Source organism: Streptomyces zaehneri (assembly GCF_032248645.1).
Classification (GTDB): domain Bacteria; phylum Actinomycetota; class Actinomycetes; order Streptomycetales; family Streptomycetaceae; genus Streptomyces; species Streptomyces coriariae.
In genome coordinates, this window is sequence record NZ_JASTTJ010000001.1 from 128,323 (window position 1) to 144,634 (window position 16,312).

At 71.5% G+C, this 16,312-nt stretch carries 10 protein-coding genes; 4 read left to right on the forward strand and 6 right to left on the reverse strand.

Annotated features, from left to right (window positions below; all coding sequences use genetic code 11):
- The first annotated feature begins 103 nt into the window (after positions 1 to 103).
- Positions 104 to 3,145 (forward strand): FxSxx-COOH system tetratricopeptide repeat protein, encoded by a 3,042-nt coding sequence (gene fxsT / locus QQM72_RS00615; protein ID WP_314218815.1) that lies wholly within the window; start codon positions 104 to 106, stop codon positions 3,143 to 3,145.
- A gap of 86 nt (positions 3,146 to 3,231) precedes the next feature.
- Here the strand turns inward: fxsT and QQM72_RS00620 are convergent, their stop codons facing one another.
- The 4 genes from QQM72_RS00620 to QQM72_RS00635 form a co-directional block, all read right to left on the reverse strand.
- Positions 3,232 to 7,056 carry a multifunctional oxoglutarate decarboxylase/oxoglutarate dehydrogenase thiamine pyrophosphate-binding subunit/dihydrolipoyllysine-residue succinyltransferase subunit gene (locus tag QQM72_RS00620; RefSeq protein WP_314218816.1) on the reverse strand — a complete coding sequence of 1,275 codons (3,825 nt, stop codon included), beginning with the start codon at positions 7,054 to 7,056 and terminating at the stop codon, positions 3,232 to 3,234.
- Positions 7,057 to 7,358: 302 nt separating this feature from the next.
- On the reverse strand, positions 7,359 to 8,462 hold the full coding sequence (locus tag QQM72_RS00625) for a HAMP domain-containing sensor histidine kinase (protein ID WP_314218817.1): 1,104 nt from the start codon (positions 8,460 to 8,462) through the stop codon (positions 7,359 to 7,361).
- Complete coding sequence (locus tag QQM72_RS00630) at positions 8,459 to 9,199, reverse strand: response regulator transcription factor (protein WP_314218818.1); 741 nt, start codon at positions 9,197 to 9,199, stop codon at positions 8,459 to 8,461. The genes QQM72_RS00625 and QQM72_RS00630 overlap by 4 nt, the downstream gene beginning before the upstream one ends.
- Before the next feature lie 122 nt (positions 9,200 to 9,321).
- Positions 9,322 to 10,008 (reverse strand): spermidine synthase family protein, encoded by a 687-nt coding sequence (locus QQM72_RS00635; protein WP_314218819.1) that lies wholly within the window; start codon positions 10,006 to 10,008, stop codon positions 9,322 to 9,324.
- Positions 10,009 to 10,235: 227 nt separating this feature from the next.
- On the opposite strand from QQM72_RS00635, the gene QQM72_RS00640 reads away from it, so the two are divergent.
- Positions 10,236 to 11,114, forward strand: a complete 879-nt coding sequence (locus tag QQM72_RS00640) for a rhomboid-like protein (protein WP_314218820.1) — start codon at positions 10,236 to 10,238, stop codon at positions 11,112 to 11,114.
- A 116-nt stretch (positions 11,115 to 11,230) separates the two neighbouring features.
- Here QQM72_RS00640 and QQM72_RS00645 read toward each other — a convergent pair whose 3' ends face one another.
- Both QQM72_RS00645 and QQM72_RS00650 read right to left on the reverse strand, forming a co-directional pair.
- Positions 11,231 to 12,250: a DUF5954 family protein gene (locus QQM72_RS00645; RefSeq protein ID WP_314218821.1), complete on the reverse strand. Its 1,020-nt coding sequence runs from the start codon at positions 12,248 to 12,250 to the stop codon at positions 11,231 to 11,233.
- A gap of 130 nt (positions 12,251 to 12,380) precedes the next feature.
- Entirely contained in the window at positions 12,381 to 13,037 is a 657-nt protein-coding gene (locus tag QQM72_RS00650; protein ID WP_314218822.1) for a GNAT family N-acetyltransferase, read from the reverse strand.
- 189 nt (positions 13,038 to 13,226) lie between these two features.
- Between QQM72_RS00650 and lon the strand changes: the two genes are divergently transcribed.
- Both lon and QQM72_RS00660 read left to right on the forward strand, forming a co-directional pair.
- On the forward strand, positions 13,227 to 15,641 hold the full coding sequence (lon, locus tag QQM72_RS00655; RefSeq protein WP_314218823.1) for an endopeptidase La: 2,415 nt from the start codon (positions 13,227 to 13,229) through the stop codon (positions 15,639 to 15,641).
- A gap of 168 nt (positions 15,642 to 15,809) precedes the next feature.
- Positions 15,810 to 16,310, forward strand: a complete 501-nt coding sequence (locus tag QQM72_RS00660; RefSeq protein ID WP_314218824.1) for a MarR family winged helix-turn-helix transcriptional regulator — start codon at positions 15,810 to 15,812, stop codon at positions 16,308 to 16,310.
- The last annotated feature ends 2 nt before the right edge of the window (positions 16,311 to 16,312 follow it).

Below are 16,312 nucleotides of genomic sequence, written 5' to 3' on the forward strand. Positions count from 1 at the left end.
CGCGAAGATCGTCGAATCGAGGCACGCGTGGATGAAGTCGGCGGACTTACGCACGACGCGCCGAGGTTCTAGGATTTTGGTACTACGCGCTGGAGGCCGCTGCATGTCTGGAGCTCGTACGCCGGTGGGGGCGACCGGGAGAGGGGCCGCAAGGCAGACGGTCACGATCCATTTCGCGGGTTTCAACCGGGCCTGGGCGGCCTGGGTCGGGGACCGGCTCGAACGTCGTGGCCTGCGGGTCGTGTACCTGCGCTGGGACTCCCCGGCGGACGTCCCCCTGGTGGACCTGCTGCGCGACCTGCAACTCGCCGAGGGCCGCATCCTCATCGTCGTCAGCGAGTGGTACTTCCAGCTCGGTCCCCGCACGCAGGAGGAGTGGAACGCGGCGCTGCGCGAGGTCGTCGCGCCCGACGCCTCCCGGTTCGCCGCCGTCTCCGTCACCTCGGCGTCCGTGCCCTCCGCGACCGCCGTCCTCGCCCCCGTCAACCTGACCAACATGGGTGCGGAAGAGGCCGAGCGCCGGCTGCTCGACCGGCTGGACCTGCCGACCGACCCGCTGCCCGAGCCCGTAGACGCGGCGCGCCGCGGTCCCCGGTTCCCGGCGTCGATGCCCGAGGTCTGGGGCGGGGTGCCCCGCCGCAACACGCGGTTCACCGGCCGCGAGGCGCTGCTCAACGAGGCCTATCAGGTGCTGCGGAACGCGGAGCCCGGCGCCGGCGTGGTCACGTTCCACGGCATGTCGGGCGTGGGCAAGACCCAGCTGTCCGCCGAGTACGTCTACCGCTTCGGTTCCGAGTACGACGTCGTCTGGTGGGTGAACGCCGAGAAACGCGTCACCTACCGTCGGCTGCTCGCCGAACTCGCTCCGAAACTGGGGCTCCAGACCGGCCAGGAGTACGGCGAACGGCTCCGCGCGGTCCGCGACTCGCTGCGCCGCGGCGAACCGTACGGGCGCTGGCTGCTGATCCTCGACGGCGCGGACGAGCCGGACCAGATCTGGGACCTGGTGCCGACCGGCCCCGGCCACGTCATCATCACCTCCCGCAACCCGGAGTGGACCGAGCACAACAGCAAGCTGCTCGAGGTACCCGTCTACGCCCGCGACGAGTCGGTGGCGTTCATCCGGCGCCGCGCCCCGCGGCTGACGGAGGTGGAGGCCGACCAGCTCGCGGACGCGCTGGAGGACCTGCCCCTGCTGCTGGACCAGACAGCGGGCTGGCTGAACGACTCCGAACTCTCGGTGCGCCAGTACATCGCCCTGCTCGACGGCGGTATCGACAGCGACGTGGTGAAGGTGTCGGCGGACTTCCCGCTCGCCTTCCAGACCGCGTGGTCGATACTGCTGAACAAACTCCGCGACACCGTCCCCGAATCGGTCGATCTGCTGCGGCTGTGCACGTTCTTCGCGCCGGGATTCATCCCTGTCCGCCTGCTGCGCGAGATGTCCAGCGAAGCACTCCCGGAACAGCTCGCCGGGCTGCTCAACGACCCGCTGCTGTGGAACAAGGCGATCAACCAGCTCCGCCAGTACTCGGTGGTCCGCCTGGAGTCCCACGAAGCGCTCGGCGACGAGGCCGCCGCCTCCGGCGAGTCGCTGTACCTGCACCGCATGGTCCACCAGATCGTGCACAAGGACATGCCGGACACGGACCGCAAGGAGTTCATCGACGTCGTACGCCAGGCCCTCGCCGCGGCCGACCCGCGTCGGCCCACCGACCCCGACCTGTGGCCGGGATACGCCCAGATCGTGCCGCATCTGAAGTACGCGGACGTGCTCCAGACCCAGGACCCGGCCGTCCAGCGGCTGGTCTTCAACTGCCTGCGCTACATGTACTTCTCCGGCGAGTACAACGCCGGCATCAAGCTCGGCGAGCGCGCCATGGAGGCCTGGCGCGAGCTGCTCGGCCCGACCCACCCCAGGATCTGGGAGCTGAGCTACCACTACACCAACCTGCTGCGCGCCGTCGGCGACTACGCCGGGACCGAGGCCCTCAGCCGCGCCGCCTCCGAGCACCTGAAGGCGGAGCGCGGACCTCAGGACCTGGAGCATCTGCGGGCGGCGGCCGGTCTCGCCGCCGACCTGCGCGGCCTCGGCCGCTACGACGAGGCGCTCGAACTCTCCCAGTGGGTTCTGGTCGGATACCGCGACCTGCTGGGCGAGCAGGACTCGCGAAGCCTCAACTCCCTGAACAATCTGGCGGTCTCCCTGCGTCTGCTCGGGCGCTATCAGGAAGCCCTGGACATCGACCGGCAGACCCTGGAGTCCCGGCGGGTGCTGCTGCGGGCCCGCCATCCGTGGACGCTCGGCTCCGAGATCTACTACGCCATCGACCTGCGGCTCCTCGGGCGCTACGCGGAGGCCGAGTCCATCCAGGCGAAGAACGTGCGCGAGAGCCGTCTCGTGATGGGCCGCGACAACCCGCAGACCCTCAGCGCCGAGCACAACCTCGCGCTGTGCCGCTACCGCCTGGGCGACCGTGACCGCGGCCGGGACCGCAGCATCGAATGGGAGGAGCCCGGGGAGATGCTCTCCAGCGTGCTGGAGCGCGGTGAGCGGGTGCTGGGCGAGACCCACCCGCTCACCCTGATCTTCGCGACGGCCCAGAGCTGCTTCGCCCGCGAGCACGGCGACATCGACCGGGCCCACGAGCTCAGCGAGGCCGTCGTCGCACGCTACGAGATGATGCTCGGCGACGAGCACCCCTTCGTCGCGGGCGCCCGTGCCAACCAGGCGCTGATCCTTCGCAACGTCGGCGAGCGGGAGGCCGGCCACGTGCTCCTGGAGCAGGCGCTGGCGTCGATGACCGAGGCGGTGGGCGAGAACCACGCCTGGACGCTGGGCTGCGCCCTGAACGCCTCGGCCCTGCGCAACATCGTCGGCGACACCGAGAGCGCCGCCGACCTCAGCCGGGACACGGTGACCCGGGCCGTCGAGACGCTCGGCCGGACCCACCCGCTGACCCTGTCGGCGCGGATCGCGTACGCGGCGGACCTGCGCGGTCTGCGGGACCGGCGGCAGGCGGAGAAGGCCGAGCAGGAGGCCCTCTCGGACCTCGACTCGACGCTGGGCAGCAAGCACCCGCACACCGTCTCGGCCCGCTCCCGCAACCGCCCCTACTGGGACTTCGAACCCCAGGTCATCTGACGCCCGGCCGGCCCGAGCACACCGAAGGGCCCGCCCCCCGAAACTCGGGGGGCGGGCCCTTCGCCGTCAGGCAGGTGTGCGCGGGCTCAGGCCTCGAACACCTCACGCACCAGCTGCTCCTGCTCCGCCTGGTGCCGCTTGGCGGAGCCGACCGCCGGGGACGAGCCGTGCGGGCGCGAGATGCGGCGCAGGCGCTCGCCGTGCGGCACGTCCGCGCCGACCGCGAGGTCCAGGTGGTCGATCAGGTTCAGGGCGATGAACGGCCAGGCGCCCTGGTTGGCCGGCTCCTCCTGGGTCCAGAGGTACTTCTCGGCGTTGGGGTACTTGTTGACCTCCGCCTGGACCTCGGCGCCCGGCAGCGGGTACAGCCGCTCGAGGCGGATGATCGCCGTGTCCGTGACGCCGCGCTTCTGACGCTCGGCCTCCAGGTCGTAGTAGACCTTGCCGGCGCAGAAGACGACCTTCTTCACGGCCGCCGGGTCGGTGATCGTCGTGTCGCCGATGACCGGGCGGAACTGGCCGCTCGTGAACTCCTCCGCCTTCGACGCGGCGGCCTTGAGGCGCAGCATCGACTTCGGGGTGAAGACGACCAGCGGCTTGTGGTGCGGGTTGTGCACCTGCCACCGCAGGAGGTGGAAGTAGTTCGACGGGAGCGTGGGCATCGCGACCGTCATGTTGTTCTGGGCGCAGAGCTGGAGGAAGCGCTCGACGCGGGCCGAGGAGTGGTCCGGGCCCTGGCCCTCGTAGCCGTGGGGGAGCAGGAGCGTGACGCCGCTCGTCTGACCCCACTTCTGCTCGGCCGCCGAGATGTACTCGTCGACCACGGTCTGCGCGCCGTTGACGAAGTCGCCGAACTGCGCCTCCCACATCACGAGCGCGTCGGGACGGGCCAGCGAGTAGCCGTACTCGAAGCCCATCACCGCGTACTCGGAGAGGAGGGAGTTGTAGACGTTGTAGCGCGCCTGCTCGTCGTTGAGGTACTGGAGCGGGGTGTGCTCCTCGCCCGTCTCGCGGTCGATGAGCACCGCGTGGCGCTGGCCGAAGGTGCCCCGCTGCGAGTCCTGGCCGGACAGCCGGACCGGGGTGCCTTCCAGCAGCAACGAGCCGACGGCAAGCGTCTCGCCCATGCCCCAGTCGATCGTGCCGTCCTCGACCATCGTCGCCCGGCGCTGGAGCTGCGGCAGCAGGCGCGGGTGGACGTGGAAGTAGTCGGGGATGTTGACCTGGGACTCGGCGATGCGCTTGACGACCTCCGCGGAGACGGCGGTGTTCACCGCGACGGGGAAGTTGTCCTGCGGCTCGTGGGCGTCGCCGGCGGCGGGCTGCGCGGTGGCCTCGCGGACCTCCGTGAAGACCTTCTCCAGCTGGCCCTGGTAGTCCTGGAGCGCCTGCTCGGCCTCTTCCAGGGTGATGTCGCCGCGACCGATGAGGGACTCGGTGTACAGCTTGCGCACCGAGCGCTTCTTGTCGATCAGGTCGTACATCAGCGGCTGGGTGAAGGCCGGGTTGTCCGACTCGTTGTGACCGCGGCGGCGGTAGCAGATGAGGTCGATCACCACGTCCTTGTTGAACGCCTGACGGAACTCGAAGGCCAGCCGCGCGACGCGGACCACGGCCTCCGGGTCGTCGCCGTTCACGTGGAAGATCGGGGCCTCGATCATGCGCGCCACGTCCGTGGCGTACATCGAGGAGCGCGAGGACTCCGGGGCGGCGGTGAAGCCGACCTGGTTGTTGATGACGATGTGGACCGTGCCGCCCGTGCGGTAACCGCGCAGCTGCGACATGTTCAGGGTCTCGGCCACCACGCCCTGGCCCGCGAAGGCCGCGTCACCGTGCAGGGCGACCGGCAGGACGGTGAAGTCCGTGCCGCCCTTGTTGATGATGTCCTGCTTGGCGCGGGCGATGCCCTCGATGACCGGGTCGACCGTCTCCAGGTGTGACGGGTTCGCGGCCAGCGAGACCTTGATCTGCTCGCCGTCCAGGCCCGTGAAGGTCCCCTCGGCGCCCAGGTGGTACTTCACGTCGCCGGAGCCGTGCATCGACTTCGGGTCGAGGTTGCCCTCGAACTCACGGAAGATCTGCGCGTACGACTTGCCGACGATGTTCGCGAGGACGTTCAGCCGGCCGCGGTGGGCCATGCCGATGACGACCTCGTCCAGCCGCGACTCGGCCGCGCTGTCCAGCACCGCGTCGAGCAGCGGGATGACGGACTCGCCGCCCTCCAGCGAGAAGCGCTTCTGGCCGACGTACTTCGTCTGGAGGAAGGTCTCGAAGGCCTCCGCCGCGTTCAGCCGGCGCAGGATGCGCAGCTGCTCCTCGCGCTCCGGCTTGCTGTGCGCGCGCTCGATGCGGTCCTGGATCCAGCGGCGCTGCTTCGGGTCCTGGATGTGCATGAACTCGACGCCGGTGGTGCGGCAGTACGAGTCGCGCAGCACGCCCAGGATGTCGCGCAGCTTCATCAGGGACTTGCCCGCGAAGCCGCCGACCGCGAACTCGCGCTCGAGGTCCCACAGGGTGAGGCCGTGCTCGGTGATGTCGAGGTCGGGGTGCTTGCGCTGGCGGTACTCCAGCGGGTCGGTGTCGGCCATGACGTGGCCGCGGACCCGGTAGGAGTGGATCAGCTCGAAGACCCGGGCGGCCTTGGTGACGTCGTCGTCGTGGCTGGCGTCGATGTCCTTGAGCCAGCGGACCGGCTCGTAGGGGATGCGCAGCGCCTCGAAGATCTCGTCGTAGAAGCCGTTCTCCCCGAGGAGGGAGTTGGCGACGACGCGGAGGAACTCGCCGGAGGCGGCGCCCTGGATGACCCGGTGGTCGTAGGTCGACGTGAGCGTCATGACCTTCGAGATGCCGAGCTTGTTCAGGGTGTCCTGGCTGGTGCCCTGGAACTCCGCCGGGTAGTCCATCGAGCCGACGCCCATGATCACCGACTGGCCGGGCATCAGGCGCGGCACGGAGTGCACGGTGCCGAGACCGCCGGGGTTGGTCAGGGAGACCGTGACGCCGGTGAAGTCGTCCATCGTCAGCTTGCCGTCGCGGGCGCGGCGGACGATGTCCTCGTAGGCCTGCCAGAACTCGAAGAAGTTCAGCGTCTCGGCCTTCTTGATGCCGGCCACGACGAGCTGGCGGTCGCCGTTGGGCTTCACCAGGTCGATGGCCAGGCCGAAGTTGACGTGCGGCGGCTTGACGAGGGTGGGCTTCCCGTCCTTCTCCGCGTAGTGCCAGTTCATCGACGGCATGGCCTTGATGGCCTGCACCATCGCGAAGCCGATCAGGTGCGTGAAGGAGATCTTCCCGCCCCGGGCGCGCTTGAGGTGGTTGTTGATGACGATGCGGTTGTCGAACAGCAGCTTCACCGGGACCGCGCGCACGGACGTGGCCGTGGGCAGCTCCAGCGAGGCGTTCATGTTCTTGGCGACCGCGGCGGCGGGGCCGCGCAGCGTCACGAACTCCGGACCCTGCGCCGGCGCGGCCGAGGCCGCGGCGGGCGCGGGCTTCGCGGCGGCGGCCGGCTTCGCGGCCGGGGCCGCCTTCACCGGAGCCGGAGCAGCCGCCTGGGCGGCGGGCGCGGGCCTCGGGGCGGCGGCCGGCGCGGGAGCCGCGGCGGCGGGAGCCGCAGCAGCGGGCGCAGCCTGGGCCGGAGCGGCCGGTGCGGCGGGCGCAGGGGGCGTGGTGGTCGCTGCGGCCCCCGCGGCCGCAGTACCCGCCGGAGCCGAGGGAGTGGCGGCCCCCGGCTTGTAGTCGGCGAAGAAGTCCCACCAGGCACGGTCTACCGAGTTCGGGTCCTGGAGGTACTGCTGATAGATCTCATCGACGAGCCACTCGTTCGGCCCGAACGCGGCAGCGGGATTCTTGCCCGCTTGGTCTGCGTCGGTCGAGATGCTCGATGCGTTACTGGGGGACTGTGGCGACACGGCGGCAACCGCCCTCTTCCGCTTCACAAGGTGATGGACAGCGGGAATAAAGGCTACGCCCCCTGGAGGGGGAAGGTCAGGCCGGGCCGGTGCATCGTCGCGTAAGTCACATCGGAAAGCGCGTTTCACGGCTGTAAATGGCGGGAAACAAGCGCGGTTGCGCGTCAAAAGGGGTGCGTTGACGCAGGTCGCGCACGCTGAGCGTGCGGACCCGTGCCGACCTGGGACGGTCCGCTGCCTGATCACACGTGTCCGACTGCGCGAACGTCGGTGGATCTTGTGGCTCCGCTTCGAACTTTACGTCAACTTGAGACGGAAAACTCTCCCGGAAGAGTGACAAGAATCCGGCAGCCCCGCTCGGATTCGGCCACTCCGATCCGGCCGCCGTGAAGATCGACCGCCCAGCGGGCGATCGCCAGCCCCAGCCCCGTACCGCCGTCGCTGCCCGGTCCGTGCGGACGGCGGACGGCGCCCCGGTTGAACCGCTCGAACACCTGGCGCCACTCCGAGCGCGGAATGCCGGGCCCCTCGTCCAGGACCTCGAGCTCCAGCGACTCCGGCAGCGGCCCGCGCCGCGCCTTCACCGTCACCCGTCCGTGCGGCGGGCTGTGCTTGACCGCGTTGTCGATCAGGTTCGCGACGACCTGGTGGATCCGCTCCGGGTCCGCGTGCGCGGTCAGCTCCGGCGGGGACACGTCCAGGTGCAGATGGACGTCGGTGCGCGTGTGGTTGCCGCCCGAGCCCATCGTGGCGCGCGCCGAGGCGACCATGTTGGCCTCCTTCAGCACCCCGGACAGGTACGGCCACACCTCGAAACGCCGCTTGCGCAGCGGGACGACGCCGTTGTCCAGGCGGGACAGGTCCAGCAGCGTCTCCACCAGCCGCCCGAGCCGCTCCGTCTGCTTCAGGGCGGTGCGCATGGTCTCGGGGTCCGCCTCGGCGATGCCGTCGACGACGTTCTCCAGGACGGCGCGCAGGCCGGCGATGGGCGTGCGCAGCTCGTGCGAGACGTTGGCCACCAGCTCCTTGCGCTGCCGGTCCTGCGCCTCCAGCTCGTCCGCCATGACGTTGATCGTCTGGGCCAGGTCGCCCAGCTCGTCGCCGCGGTTCTCGCTCACCCGGCGGGTGTAGTCGCCGTGCGAGATGGACCGGGCCACCGTGTTCATCTCGTCCAGCGGCGCCGTGAGCGAATGCGCCACGAACTGCGTGATCAGCAGTGTGGCGATCATCGAGAAGACCGTGATGAAGCGCAGCTCCGTCTTGGTGTGCACCGCGATCACCGACAGGCCGGTGGTGATCAGCACCGAGACGACGACCAGCGCACCCAGCTTGGTCTTGATCGAGAACGGCCGTACCCGGCCCCAGGGCTCCCCGGGGCTTCTCGGCCCGTCCGGCCCGGAACTCATGGCGTCGGGGTCTCCAGCGCGTAGCCCACGCCGTGCACCGTGCGGATCCGCTCCGCGCCGATCTTCCGCCGCAGTGCCTTGATGTGGCTGTCGACGGTACGGGTGCCGGAGGCGTCCGCCCAGTCCCAGACCTCCGCGAGGAGCTGCTCACGGGAGAGCACCGCGCGCGGGGTGTTCGCCAGGCAGACCAGCAGGTCGAACTCGGTGGGCGTGAGGTGCACGTCCTCCGAGCGCACCCGCACCCGGCGCTGCGCGTGGTCGATCTCCAGCTCGCCGAGCCGCAGGATCCCGCTGCGCGGGGTCGTCGCCGCGATCGCGGCCCGCTCCACCCGGCGCAGCAGCACATGCACGCGTGCCGCCAGCTCCCGCATCGAGAACGGCTTGGTCATGTAGTCGTCGGCGCCCACGCCGAGCCCGACCAGCATGTCGGTCTCGTCGTCGCGCGCGGTGAGCATCATGACCGGCACCGGGCGGGACGCCTGCACACGACGGCAGACCTCCAGACCGTCGAAGCCGGGCAGCATGATGTCGAGGATCAGCAGGTCGGGCTGCCAGGCCTCTGCCGTGTCGACGGCCGCCGGGCCGTCGCCCGCCGTTTGCACGAGGAATCCCTCGGCGCGCAGGCGGGCCGCGATGGCGTCGACGATCGTCGGGTCGTCCTCGACCACCAGGACGCGCCGCTGCGCGCCCGGCGTCGCCGTCGCCGTGCCGTTGTGTGCGGTGTGTGTCTGCTCCATCGCCCGCCCCTGAGTGTGCTTTCCGGAACCAGTGGGGTGATCCCATGTCTGCGCATGACTGCGGTTGACGCGTAAATGATCGGCGTCAGGGGTGCAGCGTACGGGGAGTCACCACGGCTTTGCTATCCAGGCCGGACGGCAAGATGCACGACGTCCGGCACGCCTCGGGCAACCGGGATCTCTTCGGTACGCACCTGTTGGAACCCGGCATTCCCCATGGTTCCCTCGAATTCCGGAGAGGGTCGGGCGGACCACACGGCCAGTACCCCACCGGGTCTCAACACCCGTGCGCAGCTTGCGAGTCCGGCTGCGGAATAGAGGCTGTCGTTGCCCTCGGTGACGGTCCAGCCGGGACCGTTGTCGATGTCGAGGCATACCGCGTCGAACGTGTCGCATGTCTCATTGACGTACTTGAGCAGATCCGCTTCGACGATCTTCGACCGGGGGTCGGCGAGCGCGTCCCTGGAGAGGGCGGCCAGCGGGCCGTCGAGATGCCAGTCGACGACGGCGCGCTCGCGCTCCAAGACCGTGACGGCGCCCCAGCGGGGATCGGCGGCGGCATGCGCGAGGGAGAAGCCGACGCCGAGGCCGCCGATCAGCAGATCGGGTGAGGGGCGGCCGTCCAGCGCGGTCAGCGCGGCGTCGACCAGGAGCCGCTCCGAGCGGCCGTCCGAGGTGTCCATCAGGAAGCAGCCGTTGGCGATGATCTGGAGCAACTCCCCGTGCCGGCGCAGGACGACCTCACCGTAGGGGCCCTCGCGACGGTCCAGCACCTCGGGCGCGTCGGGGATGTCGTACGGGATGGGCATCGGCCCATCCTGACACTTTCCTGACGGTTCGTTGAGGGATTTACATGGGCCGCGGATGCGGTTGACGTACGGCCGTTCGGAACGGGTTCGGAGTGGCTTCGGGGTACGTGGGAGCCGGCTGGGGAAAGTCTCGGAGCTTGCTGTGAATCGGCTCGGGCGTGGTGTCGGTCACAGACAGCGGACCGGCGCGGCGCGAAAGGTGGGGGGAACGGAAGGAGCGCCGCACGGTGGAACGCACGGCCGCACCCACGAGCCCGCCGCTGCCCGAGGTCCACGGGCTGCTGGACGGCATCCCGGGCCAGCGCCCGCCGCCCCGCGCCGAGCCGCCCGTCGAGGCGCCCGTCGAGGCCCGCGCCGAGCGGCTCGCCGAGCCCCGCGCCGAGCCACCTGTCGAGGCCCTTGCCGAGCCGCTCGCCGAGCCGCTCGCCGAGCCGCTCGCCGAGCCGCTCGCCGAGGCGCCCGCCGGGGCGGCCCCCCGCCGCCGGTGCCGGATCCCCGTCCCCTTCACCCTCTCGTACGCGACTGTCCTCGCCGTCACCTCCTTTCTCGCCGCGCACCTCGGCCCCACCGTCGTGCACGCCCTGCACCAGGGCTCCAGCACCGATGTCGCGCATCTGGTGCGGACGCCCGTGCTGGTGCTGGTGGCCAGCGCGCTCTGGGTGGCGGGCGGCTTCGCCTCCCCCTTCACGCTCGGCTTCCTGACCGTCCTGACGGCGCTGGAGCGGCGCATAGGCGGCGTCCGTACGGCCGTCGTGTTCCTGCTCGGGCATGTCCTGGCCACCCTCGCCACCGAGGTGCCGGTGGGCCTGGCCGTGCTCGTGGGCCGGCTGCCCGACAGTTCGCTGCACCGCCTCGACTACGGCATCAGCTTCGGCGTCGCCGCGAGTGTGGGCGCCCTGGCGGGGCTGCTCGGGCCGTGGCTGCGCTGGCCGCTGCTCGCCGCCTTCGGCGGGATGCTGCTCCAGGACCTGATCGCCTTCACCGACCCGATGACGAACTGGGGACACCTGATCGCGCTGGCGATAGGCGTCGGCACCTGGCCGTGGCTCCGGCGCCTGCCGCGGCCCCGGCCGCTTCCCGGCGCCGGCCTTCAGCCCGGCGGCTGACCGTCATCCCGGCCGCTTTCCGGGGCCGGCCGTCGGCCTGGCGGCGTTTCGGGGCCGGCTGTCAGCCCGGCGGCCGAGCGTCATCCCGGCCGTCGGTCGGGTGCCGGTCCTCCCGGTCAGTCGTCGTACTGGACCGTGCCGTCCGTGTGCAGGGTCGGGTGGAGCTTCATGGGGCCGTACTCGTCGAGGTCCGACGGGCGGGGCGGCTCGGGGCCGTCGGGTCCCAGGCGGACCATCCGCTCGACGCGGCAGATCCGGAACAGGCGGTCCTCCACGCTCGCCTCGTCGGCCCGGCCGGCCGCCCGGAACGTCTCCGCGGCCCGCGCGTAGAGGGCCTTCTTGTGCTCGTCGAAGCGGTAGAGCATCGCCCAGACGCGGGCCATCCCCTCGTACAGCGAGCGGCGCGCCTCGTGCGGGGTCGCCGCCAGCGACCCGCACGGGGTCCAGCCGGACCCGTCGCGTTCGGCCACCGAGAAGCCGACCGGCAGCCGCACCACGTCCGGGTGCGTCCGGGCCGCCCACTCGGAGTCCGCGCGCACGTCGGGAGGGAAGCGGGCACCCGTGTACGTGAAGTCGCGCAGGCCCAGCCGGAGGGCGCCCGCCATCGGGCCCTCGTCCCGCTCGGGGTCCAGGACGTACCCCACGTCCGGCGACGGGACGACGCCCGGGTCCTCCCACGACAGGCCCACGGGCTCGAGGTCGGTGGGCCGGGGCGGCTCCAGACCGTCGTCGCCGGTCCGGGCGAACTCGTCGCCGCGCACCACCCGGTAGCGCACGCCCAGCGCCTCCACCTCGTCGGCCGGGGCCCGCTCCAGCACGGCCACGGCCGCCAGTAGTTCGCGCCGGGCGGCCGGGTCGTCGGTGCCGTCCTTCGCCTTGAACCACAGGTGTGAGTTGAGCCCGTCCCGGGCCTGCTGGGGCATGCCGTCCACCACCGGCTTCAGCAGCCGCCAGCGCGGCTCCGCGGCCGTCCGGTCCCGTGCGGCGACACCGAAGACGGGTCCGCGCAGCGCGATGTGCGGGTAGCGGCGCGAGGAATCGACGGCGTCCGCCTCCGTCACCCAGGCGACGGGGTCGTCGCGGCGGACCAGGTCGGCGTGGAGGGCGTCGAGACGTCGCTTCCAGTCATCGGTCATACGCGCATTGTGGTCGCGCGGCGGGCGGCTTCGGGGTGAATGCCGGAAGTGGGCGGGGTACGGAGAGGGGGCGCGAGGGGCGTGCCCCGTCGTGCGGCGGCGAACGGTGCGCCCTCCCGGCCACCCGACGTCACCCCCGCGCGTCTCCCGTGAACTTCGCGCTCGTCAGCGACGACTCGACGCGCCAGCCCAGCGACTCGTACAGTGCCCGCCCCTGTGGTGTGGCTCCCAGTACCCCGGTCCGGGCACCCTGTGCGAACGCCGCGTGGTGCAGGGTCCGCATGACGAGGGCGCCGAGCCCGCGGCGGCGGTGGCCGGGGGAGGTCTCGACCTGGTCGACGGCCGCCGTGCCGCCGGTCGGGGCGATCTGCCCGCGCCCGGCCAGGGAGCCGTCCGGGGCGACGATCATGGTGCGGGTGACGCCGCCGCGCGACCAGGTGCGGGTCCGGTAGCCGTCGGGGGCGGAACCCGGCGGGACGCCGGGGAGGGCGGCCGTCATCAGGAAGCCGGGCTCGGGGTCGATCCACCAGCCGGGGCCCAGCCAGGGCCCGACCACCGCGGGGTCGGCGAACACCTTCAGCCACACGCCGGCCCCGGTCACCGCGCCCGCCACCTCCCGGACGGCCGGCTCCGACACCGCGCCGGCCGTCGCGCCGAACACGTGCCGGGTGACGTGCTGGATCCCCGTTCCCACGTCGACGGTCCAGCCCCACGGCTCGGCCACGGGCGGAGCCGCCCCGCGCGACACGACCCACCCGTCCACCCATGCCTGGACGAAACGATCCACAGGAACCCCCCGAGAGCGTTCGGTAATAGCCGCATTGCCTGTTGAGCTATTACATCCGACCGTAAGGGCGGAGCCGCCCGCCGGAACAGTCTTGATCGCCCAGAGCGAACGGGTCGCCTCCCGGGGAACATTCGGAGACTCACGTGCATTGAGTCGGCATAGCTCAACTTGACTGCCTAAGGGGAGATCATGGCATCGACGTCCGCTCCGCTCACCCTGCCTGTGCTGCCTCTCGACGACGAGGTCGTGCTCCCCGGCATGGTGGTTCCGCTGGACCTCAACGACACCGACGTACGCGCCGCTGTGGAGGCCGCGCAGGCCGCCGCCCGTTCAACACCGGGCAAGCCCCAGGTACTCCTGGTGCCGCGCATCGAGGGGACCTACGCGAGCACCGGCGTGCTCGGCACCGTCGAGCAGGTCGGCCGGCTGGCCGACGGCGACCCGGGCGCGCTGATCCGCGGCCGCGGCCGCGTGAAGATCGGCGCCGGCACCACCGGGCCCGGCGCGGCGCTGTGGGTCGAGGGGACGAGGGTCGACCAGAGCGTCCCCGAGCCGCTGCCCGGTCACGTCGCCGAACTGGTCAAGGAGTACAAGGCGCTCGCCACCGCCTGGCTGCGCAAGCGCGCCGCCTGGCAGGTCGTCGACCGCGTCCAGGCCATCGACGACGTCTCCGCGCTCGCCGACAACTCCGGTTACTCGCCGTTCCTGACCACCGAACAGAAGGTGGAGCTCCTGGAGACCGCCGACCCGGTGGCCCGCCTGAAGCTCGCCACCCAGCAGCTGCGCGACCACCTCGCCGAGCAGGACGTCGCCGAGACCATCGCCAAGGACGTCCAGGAGGGCGTCGACAAGCAGCAGCGCGAGTTCCTGCTGCGGCGCCAGCTCGAGGCGGTGCGCAAGGAGCTGCGCGAGCTCAACGGCGAGCAGGAGGGCGAGGAGTCCGACGACTACCGTGCCCGCGTCGAGGCCGCCGACCTGCCCGAGAAGGTCCGCGAGGCGGCCCTCAAGGAGGTCGACAAGCTGGAGCGCTCCAGCGACCAGTCGCCCGAGGGCTCCTGGATCCGCACCTGGCTGGACACCGTCCTCGAACTGCCGTGGAACGAGCGCACCGAGGACCGGTACGACATCCAGGGCGCCCGCGCCGTCCTCGACGCCGAGCACGCCGGCCTGGACGACGTGAAGGAGCGGATCACCGAGTACCTCGCGGTGCGCAAGCGGCGCGGCGAGCGCGGCCTGGGTGTCGTGGGCGGGCGGCGCGGCGGTGCCGTGCTCGCGCTCGTCGGACCGCCCGGCGTCGGCAAGACCAGCCTCGGCGAGTCCGTCGCCCACGCCATGGGCCGCAAGTTCGTCCGCGTCGCCCTCGGCGGCGTCCGCGACGAGGCCGAGATCCGCGGCCACCGCCGTACCTACGTCGGCGCGCTGCCCGGCCGGATCGTGCGGGCGATCAAGGAGGCCGGATCGCTGAACCCGGTGGTGCTCCTCGACGAGATCGACAAGGTGGGATCCGACTTCCGGGGCGACCCGGCGGCCGCCCTGCTGGAGGTTCTGGACCCGGCGCAGAACCACACCTTCCGCGACCACTACCTGGAGGTCGAGCTCGACCTGTCGGACGTGGTCTTCCTCGCCACCGCCAACGTGCTCGAAGCCATCCCGGAGGCCCTGCTCGACCGTATGGAGCTGGTCCGCCTCGACGGCTACACCGAGGACGAGAAGGTCGTCATCGCCCGCGACCACCTGCTCCCGCGCCAGCTGGAGCGGGCGGGCCTGGACAAGGACGAGGTGACCCTCGACGAGAGCGCGCTGCGCAAGCTCGCCGGCGAGTACACCCGCGAGGCGGGGGTGCGCACCCTGGAGCGGTCCATCGCGCGGCTGCTGCGCAAGGTCGCGGCCCAGCACGAACTGGGCGAGCGGAAGCTGCCGTTCACCATCGGGCACGAGGATCTGCGCGCTCTGATCGGCCGGCCGCACCACGTGCCCGAGTCCGCCCAGGACCCGGCCGAGCGCCGGACCGCCGTGCCCGGTGTCGCGACCGGTCTCGCGGTCACCGGCGCCGGCGGTGACGTCCTCTTCGTCGAGGCGTCGCTGGCCGACCCCGAGACCGGCGCGGCGGGCCTGACCCTGACCGGTCAGCTCGGCGACGTGATGAAGGAGTCGGCGCAGATCGCGCTCAGCTTCCTGCGCAGCCACGGCGCCGAACTGGAGCTGCCGGTGGGCGACCTGAAGGACCGGGGTGTGCACATCCACTTCCCGGCGGGCGCGGTCCCGAAGGACGGCCCGAGCGCGGGCGTCACGATGACGACGGCCCTCGCCTCCCTGCTGTCCGGCCGGCTCGTCCGCACGGACGTGGCGATGACCGGCGAGGTCTCCCTGACCGGCCGGGTCCTGCCGATCGGCGGCGTGAAGCAGAAGCTGCTCGCCGCGCACCGGGCGGGCGTCACCACCGTCGTGATCCCCAAGCGCAACGAGCCCGACCTCGACGACGTCCCGGCGGAGGTGCTGGACAAGCTCGACGTCCACGCCGTCACGGACGTCCGCCAGGTCCTGGAACTGGCGCTCGCGCCCGCCACGAACGGCGCGACGCCGGAGGTTCCGGTCGCGGCGTGACGGACGCGACCGGAGAAGGGAAGGCCCGGGTCCCGTGAGGGAGGCCCGGGCCTTCCCGGTTCCGCCGCGGACCCGCATCGAGGTCCTGGGAAGCGCCGCCGGTCCCCGCCTGCGAAATACTTAAGAGCTGCGCCGATGGCGGCGACCGGCGAGATCAGGGGTGCTGACGTGCACGAGGACACAAACGGCGACGGACGCGACAGCGGGTCCGACACGTCGTCGCGCGGTGTGGAGCAGGGCGACCGGGAGTTCCTGTCCCTGGAACGGGAGCTCACGGTGCTGCTGCGCCGCGCCCGCGCCAACCAGGGGGAGATGGCCCGTGAGGTCCACCCGGACCTGGAGTCCGCGGCCTACGGCCTCCTCGTCCGGCTGGAGGAGTGCGGCCGCCAGCGCGCCACGGAACTCGCCGGCTACATCGGCGTCGGCAAGGCCACCATGTCCCGCCAGCTGCGCGCCCTGGAGGAGCTCGGGCTGGTCGCCCGCGAGCCGGACCCGGCGGACGGCCGCGCCTGGCTCGTCGACCTCACCGAGGAGGGCCGCACCCGGGTGAGGCGGGTCCGCGAGGCCCGCCGCGAGCGGTACGTCACGCACTTCTCGGACTGGGACCGCAGCGAGGTCTCGGAGCTGGCCCGGCTGCTCCACCAGCTGAACCGGGGGATGGAGAAGTAGCG